General features: G+C 68.1%; 14 protein-coding genes and 1 tRNA gene. 4 read left to right on the forward strand and 11 right to left on the reverse strand.

The window, feature by feature from the left end; all coding sequences use genetic code 11:
• Positions 1-4 precede the first annotated feature (4 nt).
• On the forward strand, positions 5-559 hold the full coding sequence (locus AC3WOS_RS17350; protein WP_492717274.1) for a TadE/TadG family type IV pilus assembly protein: 555 nt from the start codon (positions 5-7) through the stop codon (positions 557-559).
• A gap of 159 nt (positions 560-718) precedes the next feature.
• Here the strand turns inward: AC3WOS_RS17350 and AC3WOS_RS17355 are convergent.
• Positions 719-803: transfer RNA gene (locus AC3WOS_RS17355), tRNA-Leu, on the reverse strand.
• A 220-nt stretch (positions 804-1,023) separates the two neighbouring features.
• On the opposite strand from AC3WOS_RS17355, the gene AC3WOS_RS17360 reads away from it, so the two are divergent.
• Complete coding sequence (locus tag AC3WOS_RS17360; RefSeq protein ID WP_492717275.1) at positions 1,024-1,449, forward strand: hypothetical protein; 426 nt, start codon at positions 1,024-1,026, stop codon at positions 1,447-1,449.
• A gap of 56 nt (positions 1,450-1,505) precedes the next feature.
• Here the strand turns inward: AC3WOS_RS17360 and AC3WOS_RS17365 are convergent, their stop codons facing one another.
• The 9 genes from AC3WOS_RS17365 to hutC all read right to left on the reverse strand — a co-directional run bounded on the left by AC3WOS_RS17365 (position 1,506) and on the right by hutC (position 13,380).
• Positions 1,506-2,255 (reverse strand): substrate-binding periplasmic protein, encoded by a 750-nt coding sequence (locus AC3WOS_RS17365; protein ID WP_492717276.1) that lies wholly within the window; start codon positions 2,253-2,255, stop codon positions 1,506-1,508.
• Positions 2,256-2,378: 123 nt separating this feature from the next.
• A complete protein-coding gene (locus AC3WOS_RS17370; RefSeq protein ID WP_492717277.1) occupies positions 2,379-4,103 on the reverse strand; it encodes an ArnT family glycosyltransferase in 1,725 nt (574 codons plus the stop codon).
• Positions 4,104-4,216: 113 nt separating this feature from the next.
• A complete protein-coding gene (locus AC3WOS_RS17375; protein WP_492717278.1) occupies positions 4,217-4,486 on the reverse strand; it encodes a type B 50S ribosomal protein L31 in 270 nt (89 codons plus the stop codon).
• A gap of 404 nt (positions 4,487-4,890) precedes the next feature.
• A complete protein-coding gene (gene rho / locus AC3WOS_RS17380; protein WP_182154088.1) occupies positions 4,891-6,153 on the reverse strand; it encodes a transcription termination factor Rho in 1,263 nt (420 codons plus the stop codon).
• A gap of 139 nt (positions 6,154-6,292) precedes the next feature.
• Positions 6,293-6,619 carry a thioredoxin TrxA gene (gene trxA, locus AC3WOS_RS17385; protein ID WP_492717279.1) on the reverse strand — a complete coding sequence of 109 codons (327 nt, stop codon included), beginning with the start codon at positions 6,617-6,619 and terminating at the stop codon, positions 6,293-6,295.
• 225 nt (positions 6,620-6,844) lie between these two features.
• The gene (locus AC3WOS_RS17390) at positions 6,845-7,234 is read right to left on the reverse strand and encodes a response regulator (protein ID WP_492717280.1); all 390 of its coding nucleotides are present in this window, start codon (positions 7,232-7,234) and stop codon (positions 6,845-6,847) included.
• Positions 7,231-7,659 carry a response regulator gene (locus AC3WOS_RS17395; protein WP_492717281.1) on the reverse strand — a complete coding sequence of 143 codons (429 nt, stop codon included), beginning with the start codon at positions 7,657-7,659 and terminating at the stop codon, positions 7,231-7,233. The genes AC3WOS_RS17390 and AC3WOS_RS17395 overlap by 4 nt, the downstream gene beginning before the upstream one ends.
• A gap of 2 nt (positions 7,660-7,661) precedes the next feature.
• Complete coding sequence (locus AC3WOS_RS17400; RefSeq protein ID WP_492717282.1) at positions 7,662-12,239, reverse strand: PAS domain S-box protein; 4,578 nt, start codon at positions 12,237-12,239, stop codon at positions 7,662-7,664.
• A gap of 376 nt (positions 12,240-12,615) precedes the next feature.
• Entirely contained in the window at positions 12,616-13,380 is a 765-nt protein-coding gene (gene hutC, locus AC3WOS_RS17405; RefSeq protein ID WP_492717283.1) for a histidine utilization transcriptional repressor HutC, read from the reverse strand.
• A 127-nt stretch (positions 13,381-13,507) separates the two neighbouring features.
• Here hutC and ada point away from each other — a divergent pair, with 127 nt between their 5' ends.
• A complete protein-coding gene (gene ada, locus AC3WOS_RS17410; protein ID WP_492717284.1) occupies positions 13,508-14,605 on the forward strand; it encodes a bifunctional DNA-binding transcriptional regulator/O6-methylguanine-DNA methyltransferase Ada in 1,098 nt (365 codons plus the stop codon).
• Positions 14,598-15,461, forward strand: coding sequence for a 2OG-Fe(II) oxygenase (locus AC3WOS_RS17415; RefSeq protein ID WP_492717285.1), 864 nt, complete (start codon positions 14,598-14,600; stop codon positions 15,459-15,461). Before ada ends, AC3WOS_RS17415 begins: the two co-directional genes overlap by 8 nt.
• Before the next feature lie 17 nt (positions 15,462-15,478).
• On the opposite strand, the gene msbA is transcribed toward AC3WOS_RS17415, so the two are convergent.
• The gene (msbA, locus tag AC3WOS_RS17420) at positions 15,479-17,311 is read right to left on the reverse strand and encodes a lipid A export permease/ATP-binding protein MsbA (RefSeq protein WP_492717286.1); all 1,833 of its coding nucleotides are present in this window, start codon (positions 17,309-17,311) and stop codon (positions 15,479-15,481) included.
• Positions 17,312-17,417: the final 106 nt, after the last annotated feature.

Below are 17,417 nucleotides of genomic sequence, written 5' to 3' on the forward strand. Positions count from 1 at the left end.
CGCCATGCTGGTGGAGTTTGCCCTCGTTTCGCTCGTGTTGTTTACCCTGCTGTTTGGGGTGCTGGAGGTGGCGCGCGCCATCTATCTATGGAATACGCTGCAGGAAGTGACGCGCCGCGCCGCCAGCGCTGCAACGGTCACCGACTTCAGCAATGAAAACGCGATGAGCCAGGTGCGCCGGAGCGCAATATTCCGTAACTCATCTGGGCCGCTGATGCTGGGATTGCCGGTAACCGATGCGCATCTCCGCATTGATTACTTGTCCATCGCGCGTGACGGCAACGGCACGTTGACCATGACACCCATGTCCGCCAGCCTGTTGCCTGCATGCCCAGCCCGCAATATGCTTAACTGTACGACAGATCCAAATGGCAATAACTGTATCCGCCTGGTGCGGGTACGGATATGCGCAGCCGATGGCGACGCCGGTAATTGCAACGCCGTGTCGTATTCACCATTGACCTTATTCCCCGGCTTTACCATGGCGCTGCCCACGGCGACGGTGATTGCCAAGGCGGGCACCTTGGGGTACCAGGCAGGCGATGCACTGTGCCCATGACATGCGTTCCGCGCTGCGGCATGGGCATCTTATGGCAGGAATGCGCCATTCGGCAGCATCGAGTGATGTCGGCCGAAATCACGCCAGACAACAAAAAACCCGCGAAGCCTTGAGGCATGCGGGTTTTGATGTTTGATGCTACGGCGTAATACATGTTCATGGTGCCTCGGGCCGGAATCGAACCGGCACGCCTTGCGGCGGCGGATTTTGAGTCCGCTGCGTCTACCAATTTCACCACCGAGGCAACGCGACACGCATTATCACTGATTTGCAACAGCAGGGCAACCCTGACGCCCGTTTATCTTGCGCGCCGGGCCGTGGCGCGGGCCGGGCGGCACCACGCGGCCTTGCGTGGCGCCATTTCTGGCTAGGAAAAGCGCGGCCAGCTGCTACGATGAAGCATGCATCGCGCGCCAGCGCGGTGTGCCCTGCGTTAGCGGGCAAGTTTGTGTCGGAGGCATACCATGAACAGGATAACGATGATAGCCGTGCTGGCCGGCGTGATAGTGGCCGGCCCTGCCATCGCAGGCCCGCAGGAGCCGGCTGCGGCCGGCGACAGCGTCCAGGTCAGGATCAGCAAGAACTACGCGGCCACCGAGCCGTACAAACTGGCGCCGCAGGAGTTCAGCGCCTATGCCCAACCGTATCTGCTGGAAACGGGGCTGGTGCTGACGTTCGAACAACGCCGGCACCGTTATTTCACCCAGCTGCGCAACGAAGCGCGGGTGGAAATCTTCCCCCTGGCGGCGGGTGTATTTTCCTCCGAGAACGGCACCCTGTTCGTGTTCCGGGATGAAGGCGACAGCCTCGCCGTCAGCCATATGGACCGCTTGCCGTTCGCCGGCCATGCCCGCTTCGACCCGCAACGGGTGTACGTGGCCGGCCGCTGACGCCTGCGCCCATGGTCGTGCCGGCGCCCCGGCGCGGTCCGCATCCGCCCCGGCCGTCATGGCGCCGGTTGCCAGTGTGCATATTGCCGCTCGATCTGGACGAAGCTGCCGTCGCGCCGCAGTTCGGCCAGCGCGCCGTTGAGCCGCGCCACCAGCTGGTCCGGCACGCTGTGGTTGCAGGCAAGATAGACCTGGACCTGGTGGAACACCAGCAGGGGGCCGATGACGCCGTTCCAGGCCGGCCGGTCGGGGCCGGGACTGCCGGCCCGCCGGCCCACGGCCCACAGGTCGATACGCTTGAGCAGCAGCTTTTGCGGGTTGTCCAGGTCGTTGCTGACCGCTTCGGTCTGGAAACCGCGGCTGCGCAGGTAGGCGTCGCGGGCGTCGCCGTTGTAGGTGCCGATGCGCAACGGACGTGCATCGTCCAGCGTGCGCAGGGGGAAAGTGTGGTCGAGCCGGCCATAGAACACCCAGTCGGCCTGGTCGGTCGGTCCCACCCATTTGAACAGGGTTTCGCGCTCCGGCGTGCGGGAGGTGGAATAGACGCAGGTGGCCGCCTGGGTCTGGGCCATGTGGTAAGCCCGCTTCCAGGGCAGCAGGTCGAGCCGGTAGGCGGTGCCGGTGCGGGCCATCAGGGCGCGGATCTTGTCCGTCTCCCGTCCCGTCACCTGGCCGTGCGCGAGCATGCTGGCCGGCGGCGCGTGTTCCGTCAGCAGCGTCAGGGTGTCGGCACAGCGGGCCGGGCCGGCGTGCATCAGCAGCGCGGCCGCCAGCCCCGCCGCCGGGCGGAGAAAGCGCGTGACCATGGGTAGCTCGCCAGTGTGCCGGGCGGGGCGCGCCCGGCCTGTGCTGCCAGCATAACAGCAGGGCCGCCCGCTGTCGCGGACAAGACCTTGCTTTGCGTCAAGCGCGCACGGTGGCGGCGGGCGTCAGTCGGCCCGGCGGTACAGGCGGAAGCGTTCCTCGCGGTCGGCCGGACGCCGGCCTTCCCACAGCAACTGCCACTGCCGGCCCCGGTGCTGGGGCAGGATTTCCTTGTCGTCGCGCACGTGGATGCTGTCTTGCAGCAGCAACAGCTGGCAGCGCCCGCCGGCCACGCCCGTGAACGGCAAGTGGCCATAGTAGGCGAACGAGGCGCGCTGGGCCGCGCCCACATTGGTTTCGATGCAGTCCGCGCCGGGCGGCAGCTTGTCGGCGATCTGGCGCGCCACGCTGGCGTAGCTCTTGCTGTAGTTCATGTCCGGCAGGAACAGCGTCATCAGCAGGATCCAGATCAGGATCAGGCCGCCGGACGACAGCACCACGGCCCGCCACAGCACGGCCGGCTGGCGCGAGATGCGCCAGTGCACCAGGGCGATCCAGCCGGCCGTGGCGGCGGCGGCCACCAGGAAGGCGGCCAGGCCCAGTTCCGGCTTGAAGCCGGGCACCAGCTTGAGCGCGTTCTTGGCGGCCTGGGCCGGCCAGCCCGTCAGCTTGGCGAACCAGAAGATCCAGATGATGGCCGCGCACAAGGTCAGCGCCATCACGGAGAACCAGTCGATGGCGTTGATGGCGCCCCGTTTCATGGTCAGCAGGCCGAAGGCGGCCATGATGGACAGGGCCGGCAGCAACACCAGCAGCTGGCCTTGCTCGGGATTGGGGTGGAACAGGGCCAGCAGGGCGCCCATGGTGACGAAAGTGACGGGCACGACGATATGCAGCACGTGGTGCTGGCGGCGCCAGGCATAGACGGCCCAGCCGGCGAACGGCCAGGCGGGCCAGAAGAACCACAGCCCGACCCGGTAAAAGAATTTCAGCGACAGGACGGTGGGCAGGGCCAGCTGGCCCGCGTTCCACGCCAGCCAGCCCGGCAGCGGGCTCTGGCCATACGGTTGCAGCAGCTGGGCCGGCAGCAGCCAGACGGCCGCGATGGCGGCGGCCACGGCCACGGCCAGCAGCAGGTCGCGCAGGCTGCGCGCGGCCGGCAGTTCCAGGAAGCGGGTGCACAGGAACAGGGCCAGGGTGAGGAAGGCGGGTGTCATCCAGCCCCGGGTCAGCGTCAGCAGGCCCAGCGCCAGGCCCGTCATGGCCGCGTTGCGCAGCGACGGCAACTCCATGTAGCGCACGGCGCGGTACAGCAGCAGGGCCACCAGCGACACTTGCAGCGCCTCGGAAGTGGTCTCGTGGCTGTGCAGCAGCAAGCCCAGGCAACCGAGGTAGATCAGCACGGCCGCGTCGGCCAGGGTGCGGCCGAAGTCCTTCGGTTCGGGCTGGCCGCCGAAGGCCAGCCGCAGCGGCTGGGCATCGGGCCGGCGGCCCAGGTTGAAGGTGGCGTACCACAGCGAGGCTACGCCCAGCAGGAACACGCCCACCGTGGCCACGCGCGCGCCCAGCACGTCACCGAGCAGCCAGCCGAACAGCTTGATGCCCACGGCGCCCAGCCAGAACGCCAGCGGCCCCTCGTCGGGCAGGGACAGGCCGGCGATGTTGGGCCACAGCCAGTCCTGCCAGCCGCCCTGGGCCATGGTCCACATCACGCCGAAGCTGGCCGCGTCGTCGTTCTTCCACGGTTCGCGTCCGATCAGGCCGGGCAGGATGTAGAGCAGGCCCAGCGCGAACAGGGCCCAGCGTGGCAACGCGAGGGTGGCGGCGGCGGGAAGGCGGACAGGCTTCATCGAATAGGGGCGCCAATAGGGGCGCAAGAAAAGGTAGACGGGAGTATGCAGGAAAACAGGGCAACAAACAAAAAAAGGCAGCCGTAGCTGCCTTTCTTGTCTGCGCGGCGGAATTAACCGGCTGCGACGGAAGTCTTGGAACCGACGGAACCGAACTTCTGACGGAATTTCTCGACGCGGCCAGCGGTGTCGACGATCTTGTGCTTGCCGGTGTAGAACGGGTGCGATTCAGCCGACACCTCGATCTTCACCAGAGGGTAGTCTTTACCTTCGTGGTTGATCGTTTCGCGGGTCTGGATGGTCGAACGGGTGACGAACTTGAAGTCGCACGACAGGTCGTGGAACACAACTTCGCGGTATTCTGGATGGATATCTGCCTTCATTTGTAGCCTCGGTATGGTTAGGTAGCCAAACGGCACTTCGTCGGTCGGCCAGCTTCTTGACCCGATTGCCGCTCACTTGCCAGTGGTTGAATTAATGCAACCGACGATTATACAGCCCTTCCCAGGGGCGGGCAAGCCGTGCGAAAAAATGGGGACGTACCCCAATTTGATACGGCGCAAATTGGGGTACGTCCCCATTTTTTCCGCAGTCACTATGGTCCGAAAAAATAAAGGGGGACGTAACACGGTTGTTAACCGTGTTACGTCCCCCCTTTTTTTCTTGCCTTTTCCCGGCGCAATGCGGCGTTAGCCGCCGCGGTGGAGCAGGGAATTCGTGCAGCGTAGCTGCGCGCCTGCGGAACGGCTTGGCCCTGCTGGGCCAAGCTCCTTGGCGCAATGCGGCGTTAGCCGCCGCGTCGCATCATGTCGAAGAATTCGGCGTTGGTCTTGGTCGCCTTCATCTTGTCGAGGATGAATTCCATCGCTTCGATCTCGTCCATCGAGTACAGCAGCTTGCGCAGGATCCAGATCTTTTGCAGCTGGTCGGGCTTGATCAGCAGTTCTTCGCGGCGGGTGCCGGACTTGTTCAGGTTGATGGCGGGATAGACACGCTTTTCCGCCAGGCGGCGTTCCAGGTGTACTTCCATGTTGCCGGTACCCTTGAATTCCTCGTAGATCACGTCATCCATGCGCGAACCGGTCTCGATCAGGGCGGTGGCGATGATGGTCAGCGAGCCGCCTTCCTCGATGTTGCGGGCGGCGCCGAAGAAGCGCTTGGGACGCTGCAGGGCGTTGGCGTCCACACCGCCGGTCAGCACCTTGCCCGAAGCGGGGATCACGGTGTTGTAGGCGCGCGCCAGACGGGTGATGGAGTCCAGCAGGATCACCACGTCCTTCTTCATTTCCACCAGGCGCTTGGCTTTTTCCAGCACCATCTCGGCCACTTGCACGTGGCGCGTGGCCGGCTCGTCGAAGGTGGAGGCCACCACTTCGCCGCGCACGGAACGTTGCATCTCCGTCACTTCCTCGGGACGCTCGTCGATCAGCAGCACGATCAGCGTCACGTCCGGATGGTTGGCCGTGATGGCGTGCGCGATGTGCTGCAACATGACCGATTTACCGGACTTGGGCGAGGCCACCAGCAGGCCGCGCTGGCCCTTGCCGATGGGCGAAATCAGGTCGACGATGCGGCCGGTGATGTTTTCCTGGCCATTCATTTCCCGTTCCAGGCGCAGCGGCTCGTTCGGGTGCAGCGGCGTCAGGTTCTCGAACAATATGCGGTGCTTCGATGCTTCCGGCGATTCGCCGTTCACCTTGTCTACCTTGACCAGCGCGAAATAGCGTTCGCCATCCTTGGGCGTGCGCACTTCGCCTTCGATCGAATCGCCCGTGTGCAGGTTGAAGCGGCGGATCTGCGACGGCGAGATGTAGATGTCGTCGGTCGAGGCCATGTAGCTGGCGTCGGGCGAGCGCAGGAAGCCGAAGCCGTCGGGCAGCACTTCCAGGGCGCCGTCGCCGAAGATCTGTTCGCCGGACTTGGCGCGCTTCTTCAGGATGGCAAACATCAGTTCCTGTTTGCGCAGCCGGGCCGCGTTGTCGATATCAAGACCGATTGCCATCTCCAGCAGCGCCGAGACGTGTAGGGCCTTTAATTCAGATAGATGCATATGTGTTGAGTGTCCCGTGACGGGAACGTAAAGGTAGGGGAGGGAATTGCGTGGGGTTAATCACATGGACGCCGCTACGGGCCGCCCTGCCAATCCGGCGGCGCTGCGGGCGCAGCGCCGCCTGTGTGCTGCATGATACTTAGATATTGCTGTCGATGAAAGAGGTCAGTTGACCTTTTGCCATGGCGCCCACTTTCTGGGCCGCCGCCACACCGTTCTTGAACAGGATCAGGGTCGGGATGCCGCGGATGCCGAACTTGGCCGGTACGGCCTGGTTGGCGTCCACATCCATCTTGGCGATCAGGATCTTGCCGTCATATTCCCTGGCCACTTCTTCCAGGATGGGGGCGATGCTCTTGCAGGGACCGCACCATTCGGCCCAGAAGTCGACCAGCACGGGGCGGTCCGATTTCAGTACGTCGGTGTCGAAGGAGGCATCGCTGATGTGTTTGATATTTTCGCTCATGTTTTCCTCAGTCAGAGGGTCAGTGTGGGATCGGTTACGCCTGGGGCTCAGCCATTCTTGTCGGCGCCATCGACGTTGCCGGGCTACCAAGGGCAAGTGGAGGCGGTCTGCTGGAATTCAATCTGCGGAAGGGGTGGCAAGAAAGGTCGGCAGGCGGGGATGGCTGAAATAATAACCCATTTTTCAGGAAAGGGGGCGGATTGCCTGAAATAGTTGAATGACCCGTCAAGCCAGCTGCGCCAGGGCCGTGCGCAGCGCCTCCAGCCGCAACGGTTTGGCCAGCGCCCCCAGCACGTTCAACTGGTGGAAGCGGGCCAGGGCGCCGGCCGCCTGCAGCACCGATTCCTGCTGTCCCGACAGCAGGATCAGGCCGCCCCCGTAGCGGCGCGCGGCCAGCGCCTCGAGCAGCTGGAAGCCATCCTGGCCCGGCATGCACAGGTCGGCCACCACCACCCCCGGCCGCGGGCCGGGTCCGTCCAGCGCCGCCGCCCCGGCCGCGCCGTCGCCGGCTTGCAACACGATAGTCACGCCCAGTTCGTCGAGCATGTCGGCCAGCATGGCACGCTGGAAGGCGTCGTCGTCCACCACCAGCACGCAGCCGGGGACGGCGCTCATGGCGCGGCCGCCGCGCGCCGGGCCGCCGCCTGGGCCAGCAGCTGGCCCAGCCGCTCCGGCGCCAGCGGCTTGGTGCAGGCCGCCAGCAAGGTCAGGCCGTGGGCCTGGGCCAGCCGTTCGGCCGCCTGCAGCACGCCCACGTCCAGTCCCGACAGCAGCACCACGCTGCCGTCATAGCCTTGTTCGGCCATCAGGCGCAGCAGTTCGATGCCGTCCAGCTCCGGCAAGCCCAGGTCGCAGATCAGCAGGTCGGGCGCGTCGTGGCGCAGCAGTTCCAGCGCCCGCAGGCTGCTCGTCTCGCAGCGCACGGCGTGCGGGCCGTGGTCGGCCACCATCTCGGCCAGCAGTGCGAGCATGAAGCGGTCGTCGTCCAGCAGCAGTACGCGCAGCGGGGTGGTCAGGGCGGGGGACATGGGCAGGTTCACGGTCAGCGCTCGTCGGCGAAGGTGGTGTGGGTCATGATCTGTTCCGTCACCTGGTCCAGCAGGGGCCACAGCCGGGCCAGCACGGCGCGCGCCGTGGCCGCCGCCGTGGCCTCGTCGGCCAGGTGTTCCAGCTGCAGGCACTGTTCGGCCATGCCCAGCGCGCCCACGGTGCGGGCCGAGGACTTGATGCGGTGCCCCAGCTCACGCACCGGCTGCAGTTCGCCGCGCTCGAGCGCCGCCTCCATCTGGCGCAGGCCATCTTCGGTGGTGTGCAGGAACTTGAAGGCGAACTTGCGCACCTTGTGCGGGTCGTAGCCGAGCAGCCGGGCCAGGATGGACAGGTCGATCACGGCCGGGTCGCCGCCCAGCGTGGCGCGGAAGGCGGGCGCGCCGCGCGGCGACGGCGGCAGCGGCGCGGCCCGTTCCGGCAGCCAGCTGGCGATGGTCTGGTACATCAGGTCGGGCCGGATCGGCTTGCTGATGAAGTCGTCCATGCCGGCATCGATGCAGCGTTCCCGGTCCTCGTTGGTGGCGGTGGCCGTCATGGCCAGCACCCGGGTGTCGGCCAGGCGCGGGTCGGCGCGGATGCGGCGCGTGGCCTCCAGCCCGTCCATCAGCGGCATCTGCACGTCCATCAGCACGCAGTCGAAGGCGGCCTGGCGCAGCAGTTCCAGCGCCTCGGCGCCGTTGTTGGCCAGGCACACGGACGAGCCGGCGTCCTCCAGCATTTCCAGCGCGATCTGCTGGTTGAAGCTGTTGTCCTCCACCAGCAGGATGCGGGCGTCCTTGAGCGACTGCATGACGGTGGCCGTGCGGGCCGACGCCACCAGCTCGGCCGCCGCGTCGCTCACCTGGTGGATGATGGCCGGCACGGTGGCGCCCGAGATGCCGAGCCGGGCCGTGAACCAGAAGGTGCTGCCCTGGCCGGGCGCGCTTTCCACCCCCACTTCGCCGCCCATGAGCTGGGCCAGCTGCTTGCAGATGGCCAGCCCCAGGCCCGTGCCGCCGTAGGCCCGGGTGGTGGAGGCGTCGGCCTGCTGGAACGACTGGAACAGCTTGTCCATTTCCTGCGCCGACAGGCCGATGCCGTGGTCGCGAACCTCGAAGCGCAGCAGGCAGCTGCGGGCGTCGGCGGCCAGCTGGCGCACCGCCACGTCGATCGCGCCCTGTTCGCTGAACTTGATGGCGTTGCTGGTGTAGTTGATGAGGATCTGGCCCAGCCGCAGCGGGTCGCCCCGCAGCACGGGCGGCAGGGCCGGGTCGAGGTCGAAGGTGAGCGTGAGCTCGCGGCTGGCGGCCTTGGGCGCCAGCACCGTGGTCAGGGTCTGGATCACGTGTTCCAGCGCGAAGTCGGTCTGCTCGATGTCGAGCCGGCCGGCCTCGATCTTGGAAATGTCGAGGATGTCGTCGATGATGCCCAGCAGGTGCTCGCCGGCGAAGCGGATCTTTTCCAGGTAGTCGCGCTGGCGCGGGTCCAGCTCCGTCTTCAGGGCCAGGTAGGCCATGCCGATCACGCCGTTCATGGGGGTGCGGATCTCGTGGCTCATGTTGGCCAGGAACTGGCCCTTGGCCTGGCTCGCTTCCTCGGCCAGGCGCTTGGCCTGGTCGAGCTGCTCGGTGCGCTGGGCCACCCGTTCCTCCAGGTGTTCGTTCAGTTCGCGCAGGGCTTGCTCGGCCTGTTTGCTGTCGGTGATGTCGAGCGACATGCAGATCAGGTAGGCCGGCCGGCCCTGCTCGTCGAACACGGGTTTTTTCAGCACCCGCAGGTGGCGCTGCTGGTCCAGCTGGCGGTGCCAGATGGTCTGTTCGTAGTCGATCAGCACCCCGGCCGCGAACGCCTCGCGGTCGCGCTGGCGGAACGTGGCCAGCTGCTCGGGACTGTGCATGACGCTGTCGTCGCCGTCGGGCAGGTCGGTGAAGGCGAAGCCCAGCTGCTGCTCGCAGGCCCGGTTCATCAGCAGGAAGCGGCCGTCCGGGTGCTTGATGAACAGGCCGGTGGGCATCATCTGGATGATCTCCTGCAGCCGCTGTTCGCTGCGGCGCAGCGCATCCTCGGCCGCCTTGCGCTCGCCGATGTCGGTCAGGCTGGCCACCACCAGCGACACCTGGCCCTGCTCGTCGGCGATCGGTTCGGCGTTGACGGACAGCCAGCGCACGGCGCCGCCGGGCAGGTGCAAGCCCATCACGGCGTCCCGCACGGGCTGGCCGCCGGCCAGGGCCCGCTGCAATGGATGGCTGTCCGGGTCGTAGGCCGTGCCGTCCTCGCGCAGCGCATCCCACAGGCCGGGCGCGCCGTGCTCGAGCATGCGGGCGGCGGCCGCGTTGCTGTCGACCAGGCGGCCGGCCCCGTTCAGCACCACCAGGCCGTTGGTGACGGCGTTGAAGATGGAGGCCTGGCGCTGGCTCGAGCTGCGCAGGGCCGCTTCGGCCGCGCGGCGCGCCGTGATGTCGGTCAGCATGGCCAGCGTGCCGCCGTAGCTGCCGTCGTCGGCGTAGATGACGGTGGTCGAGAGCAAGCACCACAGCATGCTGCGGTCGCGCCGGTACAGGCACACGTCGCCCTGTTCCGGCTGGCCCGAGGCGCGCTGGCGCAGATGCTGCTGCAGCCGCTCGGCGCTGGGGGCGTCCATGAAGTCGGTCATGGGCCGGTCCAGCATGTGCTCGACGTCGTAGCCCAGCATGCGGGCCATGGTGGGGTTGACGAAGTTGGTGCGGTCGCGCGCGTCGCACATCCAGATGCCCTCGGCCGCCGTCTGCACGATCAGGCGGTAGCGCTCCGTGCTCGAATGGAGCGCTTCCTCGGCCCGCTGGCGCTTGGTCATATCGCGCAGCGCCACCACCGACAGGTCCTGGCCGGACAGGGCGATGGGCGACAGGTGCAGCATGGCGGGGAAGCGGCTGCCGTCGGCGCGGCAGGCCGTCAGCACCCGTCCCGGCAGCTGGGGCCGCGAGAGCAGTTCGCGCATGTGGCCGTTGCTGCGCATGGCGTCGGGCACCAGCTGGTCCATCGAGCGGCCCTGCATGGCGCTGCCGTCGTAGCCGAAGATGCGGGCGCAGGCCTGGTTGGCGTAGCGCACCTGGCCGCCGCGGTCGGCCACCAGCATGGCGTTCGGGGTCGCCTCCAGGATGGCGCACACGCGGGCCTGCTCGGCCGCCATGTGTTCGCTGATGTCGGCCAGGGTGCCGGCGGCCCGCACGGCGCGCCCGGCGCCGTCCCGTTCCAGCACGGCGCCGCGGGCCTGCACCCATTTCCAGCTGCCGTCGCGGCAGCGCATGCGGCATTGGCTGATGAAGCGCTGGGGCTGGTGCGGTGGTGTGGCGTCGTCCAGGAAGGCGGCGATCTCGGCGCGCACCCGGCCCTGGTCGTCCGGATGCACGTGGGCCAGCCAGGCGCCGGGCGCCGGATGGAATTCGCCGGGCCCATAGCCCAGCAGCTCGCAGTAGCGGGCCGACGGTTCCAGACTGTCCTCCTGGGGCAGCCAGTTCCACGTCCCTTCGCCCGACCCTTCCAGCGCCAGGCTGGCCAGGCGCTGGGCGCCGCCCAGCCTGGCCTCGGCCTGGCGCAGGGCGCGCGTGAGCGCGCGCAGGCGCCACAGGGCGGCCGCCGCCAGCGCCAGCAGCACGATGGCGCCGGCCGCGCCCGCGTAGTGGAGGGTGCCGCCGGCCGCCGGCGGCCGGTACAGCAAGCCGTCCGGCACGAAGCCGGCCGGCAGCATGCCCTGGGCCGTGAACAGGGCGGCGATGGCGCGCCACCGTTCCGGATTGCTGTAGCCCAGTTCGATCAAGCCCTGTTCCAGCAGGGGCGCGATCTGCTGCGCCTCGTACATCAGGTGCTCGCGGCTGTGGCGCTCGGGGTAGCGGGCCCGTATCAGGTCGGCGATCTCGCCCCGGTGCGCCATGGCGTACTGCCAGCCGCGCAGGGTCGCTTCGCGCATGGCCTGGGCCCGCAGCGGGTGTTCGCGCAGCTCGGTCTCCGTCGTGTACAGGTTGTCGCCGTAAAAATCCATCCCGGCCGCGCGCGGCGACAGCAGTTCGTAGTTGACGCTGCTGCGGCTGAGCAGATAGGGGGCGGCCGTGCTGTAGACGGACAGGATGTCGACCCGGCCTTCGAGCAGGTTGTCGTCGTTGCGGCTGTAGGGCAGGCGCACCATGCGTTCGAGCGGCACGCGCTCGTGGCGCAGGAAGGCGGTCAGTTCCTCGCTGCCGGGCGCCAGCATGATGCGGCTGCCGGCCCACGGCAAGCGCTTGCCGTCGGCGTCGCGCCGCAGCAGCAGGGCGGCCGCCGAATGCTGGAAGATGGCGGCCAGCACCACCACCGGCTGGCCCTGGGCCCGGGCCAGCAGCAAGGTGCTGTCGCCGGTGCCGTACTGGGCCCGGCCGTCGACCACGTTCTGCACCGGGTCTTCGCCGGGACGGGCTTCCTGCAGCGTCACGTCCAGGCCCGCCTCGCGGTAATAACCCTGGGCCTGGGCCGCGTAGTAGCCGGCGAACTGGAACTGGTGCTGCCACTTGAGCTGCAGCACCACTTTTTCCGCCGCGCCCGCCGGCTGCCAGCTTGCAAGCAGCAAGCACCCGGCCATCAGCCAGCCCGGAAGGTGGCGCCGGTGCGGTGTGCGGTGGTGCGCTGGACGGTTGGGCGACAAGGGCTTCCCTTTCAAGCGGCGGCATGCCGGCGCGCGCCGGCGCCAGCCTCGGTTCCGGTCAACTATAGCATCGAAAATTTGCCCGTAGTGTTAACTTTTACCGTACGGAACGGCGGTGCCGGCGTCGCCTGCGCTGGCGCAAGTTTGCCCGTCATGACAGGCGATCCGGTGACAAAGGGTGAGAATTTGGCGGCAAAAAAGTGCTATGCCGGACGCTGCGGGAAGGGGGGGCTGGGCGGGGTGGGATGAGGGGCTGGCCGGGCCGGGCCGCGATGAAAGAATATTTCATTACGCGGCCAATACTGAAATTAAATTACGTGAAGCTGCCGGCGAACTGGTAGCGGTGGCCTGGGTGCCACATGGTGGCCAGCGAGGCCACCATGCCGGCCGAGTGGGTTTGCCGCTTGAGCACCAGGCAGGGCTGGCGGGTGTCGATGGCCAGCATCTCGGCGATCTCGCGCGGCGGCGCCAGCGCTTCGATGCTGTAGGTGGCCCCTTGCAGGGGCGCGGCCGCCATCAGGTACTCATTGGGGGTGAGGTGGCTGAAATCCTGTTCCATGTAGTCCGGCGCGCACAGCGGGTTGACCCAGCGGTCCTCGACCTGGATCGGCACCCCGTTCTCGAAGTGGACGATGACGGAGTGGAACAGCTGGTGGCCGGGCGTCAGCTCGAACTGCTTGGCCAGCAGGTCGCCGGCCTTGCCCCGTTCCAGCAGGCGCAGGCTGGAACGGTGCACGTGGCCGCGGGCCCGCACTTCATCGGCGATGCTCTTGATCTCGAGCAGGGTGGCCTGGTATTTTTGCTGCGCCACGTAGGTGCCGGCGCCTTGGCGGCGGGTCAGCACCTGTTCCGCCGTCAGTTCACGCACGGCGCGGTTGACGGTCATGCGCGAGACGCCGAACTGGCGCGTGAGGGCCTGCTCGGACGGGATCACGTCGCCTTCCTTCCACGTGCCGGCGGCGATCTGGGCCAGCAGGTAATCCTTGATGCGCTGGAAAATCGGGATGTTCTCTTGCTGGGCTGACTGGTCCAAACGGTTTCTCCGTAGTCCGGCCTGGGACGGGCGGCTCGGCGTCATTTTAGCATTTGGGCGGGCGCTGCCGTAAGGGCCGGGCTGGCGCCGATTCAAAAGCAAGGGACGGAGTGCGGGGCTGCGCGGCGGCCGCTAACATGGCATCATCCATCATCATTCAACGGAGCAGGCCATGAGCCAGACCCCTTACGCCAGCGACGAACAGCGCTGGCAAGCCGTGCAGCAGCGCGACGCCGGCGCCGACGGCGTGTTCTATTACTCGGTGCGCAGCACGGGCGTGTACTGCCGGCCCTCGTGCGGGGCCCGTGCCGCCCTGCGCCGCAACGTGGTCTTCCATGACAGCCGGGAGGCGGCCGAGCAGGCTGGATTTCGCCCCTGCCTGCGCTGCAAGCCGGAGCAGCCGCCGCTGGCCGAGCGCCAGCGCGCCATCGTGGCCCAGGCTTGCCGCCTGATCGCGGCGGCTGAGCAGGCGCCCGACCTGGACAGCCTGGCGGCGGCCGTGGGCGTGAGCCGCTTCCACTTCCACCGCCTGTTCAAGGCCCACACGGGGATCACGCCCAAGGCTTACGCGGCGGCCGAGCGGGCGCGCCGCCTGCAGGACGGGCTGGCCGGCGCGCCGTCCGTGACACAGGCCATCTACGCGGCCGGCTTCAATTCCAGCGGCCGCTTCTATGCCCAGTCGCCGGGTGTGCTGGGCATGACGCCGCGCGCCTTCCGGGCCGGCGGCAGCGGGGCGGCGATCCGCTTTGCCATCGGCGCCTGTTCGCTGGGCGCCATCCTGGTGGCCAGCACGGAACGGGGCATCTGCGCCATCCTCATGGGCGACGATGCGGACGCGCTGGCGCGCGACCTGCAGGACCGTTTTCCGCAGGCCGAGCTGCTGGGCGCCGAACCGGCCTACGAACAGGTGGTGGCGCGCGTGGTGGCCATGGTGGAGGCGCCCGGCGTCGGGCTGGATCTGCCGCTCGACGTGCGCGGCACGGCGTTCCAGCAGCGCGTGTGGCAGGCGCTGCGCGAGATTCCGGCCGGCGCCACCGTCAGCTACGCGCAGCTGGCCCAGCGGGTGGGCTTGCCCAACGGGGCGCGCGCCGTGGCCGGCGCCTGCGCCGCCAATGCGCTGGCCGTGGCCGTGCCGTGCCACCGCGTGGTGCGCAACGACGGCGCGCTGTCGGGCTACCGCTGGGGCGTGGAGCGCAAGGCGGCCCTGCTGGAGCGGGAGGGCGCGCAGAGCGCCGTGATGGAACAGGATGAAGAGGCGGTCAGTGAATAACGGTGAACTCGATTTCGACGCCGGTGCGCCGCCGCGCCAGCCGCGCAAGGCAGTGCCGGGGCGGGCCGCCAGCCCGGCGGCTGCCGCCGATGCTGTCCAGACGCCCGACGCGGCAGGTGCCGCCGCGCGGCGCGCCATCGGGGCGGCCGTCGGCATCGCCACCCACGTGGCGGGACTGGACTGGCAAGCCATCGGCGCGGAACTGGACTTGAACGGCTACGCCATCGTGCCGGGCATGCTGACGGCCGACGAGTGCGCGGCCATGGCGGCGCAGTACGGGCAGGGCGAGTTGTTCCGCAGCCGTATCGTGATGGCGCAGCATGGCTTTGGCAGCGGCGAGTACCAGTATTTCCGCTACCCGCTGCCGTCCACCGTGGCGGCGCTGCGCCAGGCCCTGTACGGACCGCTGGCCGCGATCGCCAACCGCTGGCACGACCTGCTGCAGATCGATGCGCGCTTCCCGGCCGACCATGCGGAATTCCTGGCCCGCTGCCATGCGGCCGGCCAGCAGCGGCCCACGCCCTTGCTGCTGCAATATCGTCCCGGCGACTACAACTGCCTGCACCAGGACCTGTACGGCGAGCACGTGTTTCCGCTGCAGGCGGCCGTGCTGCTGTCGCAGCCGGGGATGGATTTCGACGGGGGAGAATTCGTGCTGACGGAGCAGCGTCCGCGCCAGCAGTCGCGGGTGGAGGTGGTGCCGCTGGCGCGCGGCGACATGGTGATCTTCCCCGTGTCGCAGCGCCCGGCGCAGGGCGCGCGCGGCGTGTACCGGGCCGGCATGCGCCATGGCGTGAGCCGGCTCAGGTCCGGCCTGCGCCACACGCTGGGATTGATTTTCCACGACGCGGCCTGAGGCCGGCAGCCTGCCTGTTACGACGCCGTCTGCACGCTCTTTTGGGTCTGGTACAGGCGCGCGTACAGCCCGCCCTTGGCCAGCAGCGCCTCGTGGCTGCCCATTTCCGCGATGCGGCCGGCGTCGAGCACGACGATGCGGTCGGCGTTCTCGATGGTCGACAGCCGGTGCGCGATGACGACCGTGGTGCGGCCCTGCATCAGCACTTCCAGCGCGGCCTGCACCAGGCGCTCCGATTCCGTGTCCAGCGCGCTGGTCGCCTCGTCCAGGATCAGGATGGGCGCGTCCTTGTACAGGGCGCGCGCGATGGCCAGGCGCTGGCGCTGGCCGCCCGACAGGCGCAAGCCGTTCTCGCCCACGGAAGTCTGGTAGCCCTGCGGCTGGCGCACGATGAACTCGTGCGCGTGCGCGGCGCGCGCGGCGGCCTCGATCTTTTGCGCCGACGGGGCCGGGTCGCCATAGGCGATGTTGGCCGCCAGCGTATCGTTGAACAGCACCACGTCCTGGCTCACCAGCGCGATCTGCTGGCGCAGCGCGGCCAGCCGGTAGTCGCGCAAGTCCACGCCGTCGAGCGTGATGCGGCCGCCGCTCACGTCGTAGAAACGGGGCAGCAGGCCGGCCAGCGTGGTCTTGCCGCTGCCCGAGCTGCCCACCAGGGCCACCGTCTCGCCGGCGGCGATGTCGAGCGAGACGCCGTCCAGCGCGGGGCGCGCTTCGGCGTCGTCGGCGCGGTAGTGGAAGCTGACCTGTTCCAGCGCCAGCCGGCCGGCCGCCCGTTCGATGGCGCGGCTGCCGTCGTCCGGTTCGGCCGGCGTGTCGATCAGGCCGAACACGGATTCGGCCGCGGCCAGGCCGCGCTGCATCGGCTCGTTAATCTTGGTCAGGTTCTTGATGGGCGACTGCATCGCCATCAAGGACCCCATGAAGGCGACGAAGGCGCCCGGCGACAGGGCGCCGGCCTGGGCCCGCAGCAGCGCGAAGTAGATCACCGACGACAGCGTGATCCCCACCAGCAGCATGATGGCGCCCGAGTTCATGGCGGCCGTGGAGGCGTGCTTGACGGCCAGCTGGCGGTTGAGCTTGACGACGCGGTCGAAGCGGCGCTGCTCGTAGTCCTGGCCGCCGAAGATCTTGACCACGCGCTGGCCGCTGATGCTTTCGTCGAGCACATTGGTCAGCTCGCCCATGGCGTGCTGGGCGCTCTGGCTCAGGTGGCGCATGCGGCGTCCGGCGAAGGTGACGATGATGGCCACCAGCGGCAGCAGGCCCAGGCAGAACACGGCCAGCTGCCAGTCGATGCTGAACAGCGACACCAGGTAGCCCACCGTGGCCACCGAGTCGCGCACGGCCACGTTGATCACGTTCAGGCCGGCCTGGGCCACCTGGCTGGCGTCGAACGCCACGCGCGACAGGGTGGTGCCGGTGGAGCTGCCGTCGAAATAGCGGTTGGGCAGGCGCAGGATGCGGGCGAACATGGTTTCGCGCAGGTTGGCCTGGACCCGGCTCGACAGCCAGGCGGCGCCGTAGTCGCCGGAAAAGCTGGCCAGCATGCGCACCACGGCCAGGCTGACGATGATGGCGGGGATGGTCCACAGGGCGGCGCGGGCCGGGTCGCGTGGCAGCAGCATGCCCAGCAGATGCTGCACGGCGCCCAGCAGGCCGGTGGCCGGGCCGGCGCCGCGCGTCAGGCTGCTGGCCGGGGCCAGCGCGTCGACCACGTTCTGCAGCTGGCGTATCAGCAGCACGTCGGTGGCCGAGGCGATGCCGACGGCCGTCAGGGTGGCGGCGGCGATCCAGGCATAGGGGCGAAATTGCTGCAGCAGGCGTAAATAGAGGAGGCGGCTGTTCACTATGGTGGGCAATGGTCGGGGAAGGCTGCATTGTACCCGCAATGCGGGTGGCGCCTGGCCGGCACGGCCACCGGCGGCTGTTGTTCAAATGAAACGCTTTGCGTGC

The sequence above is a fragment of the Rugamonas sp. FW305-51 genome (assembly GCF_058786935.1).

Excerpts from the sequence above, each read along its gene's own strand:
- AC3WOS_RS17350 (WP_492717274.1), top strand. The coding sequence starts at position 5 with ATGCTGGTGGAGTTTGCCCTCGTTTCGCTCGTGTTGTTTACCCTGCTG.
- AC3WOS_RS17360 (WP_492717275.1), top strand. The coding sequence starts at position 1,024 with ATGAACAGGATAACGATGATAGCCGTGCTGGCCGGCGTGATAGTGGCC.
- AC3WOS_RS17365 (WP_492717276.1), bottom strand. The coding sequence starts at position 2,255 with ATGGTCACGCGCTTTCTCCGCCCGGCGGCGGGGCTGGCGGCCGCGCTG.
- AC3WOS_RS17370 (WP_492717277.1), bottom strand. The coding sequence starts at position 4,103 with ATGAAGCCTGTCCGCCTTCCCGCCGCCGCCACCCTCGCGTTGCCACGC.
- AC3WOS_RS17375 (WP_492717278.1), bottom strand. The coding sequence starts at position 4,486 with ATGAAGGCAGATATCCATCCAGAATACCGCGAAGTTGTGTTCCACGAC.
- rho (WP_182154088.1), bottom strand. The coding sequence starts at position 6,153 with ATGCATCTATCTGAATTAAAGGCCCTACACGTCTCGGCGCTGCTGGAG.
- trxA (WP_492717279.1), bottom strand. The coding sequence starts at position 6,619 with ATGAGCGAAAATATCAAACACATCAGCGATGCCTCCTTCGACACCGAC.
- AC3WOS_RS17390 (WP_492717280.1), bottom strand. The coding sequence starts at position 7,234 with ATGAGCGCCGTCCCCGGCTGCGTGCTGGTGGTGGACGACGACGCCTTC.
- AC3WOS_RS17400 (WP_492717282.1), bottom strand. The coding sequence starts at position 12,239 with ATGGCCGGGTGCTTGCTGCTTGCAAGCTGGCAGCCGGCGGGCGCGGCG.
- hutC (WP_492717283.1), bottom strand. The coding sequence starts at position 13,380 with ATGACGCCGAGCCGCCCGTCCCAGGCCGGACTACGGAGAAACCGTTTG.
- ada (WP_492717284.1), top strand. The coding sequence starts at position 13,508 with ATGAGCCAGACCCCTTACGCCAGCGACGAACAGCGCTGGCAAGCCGTG.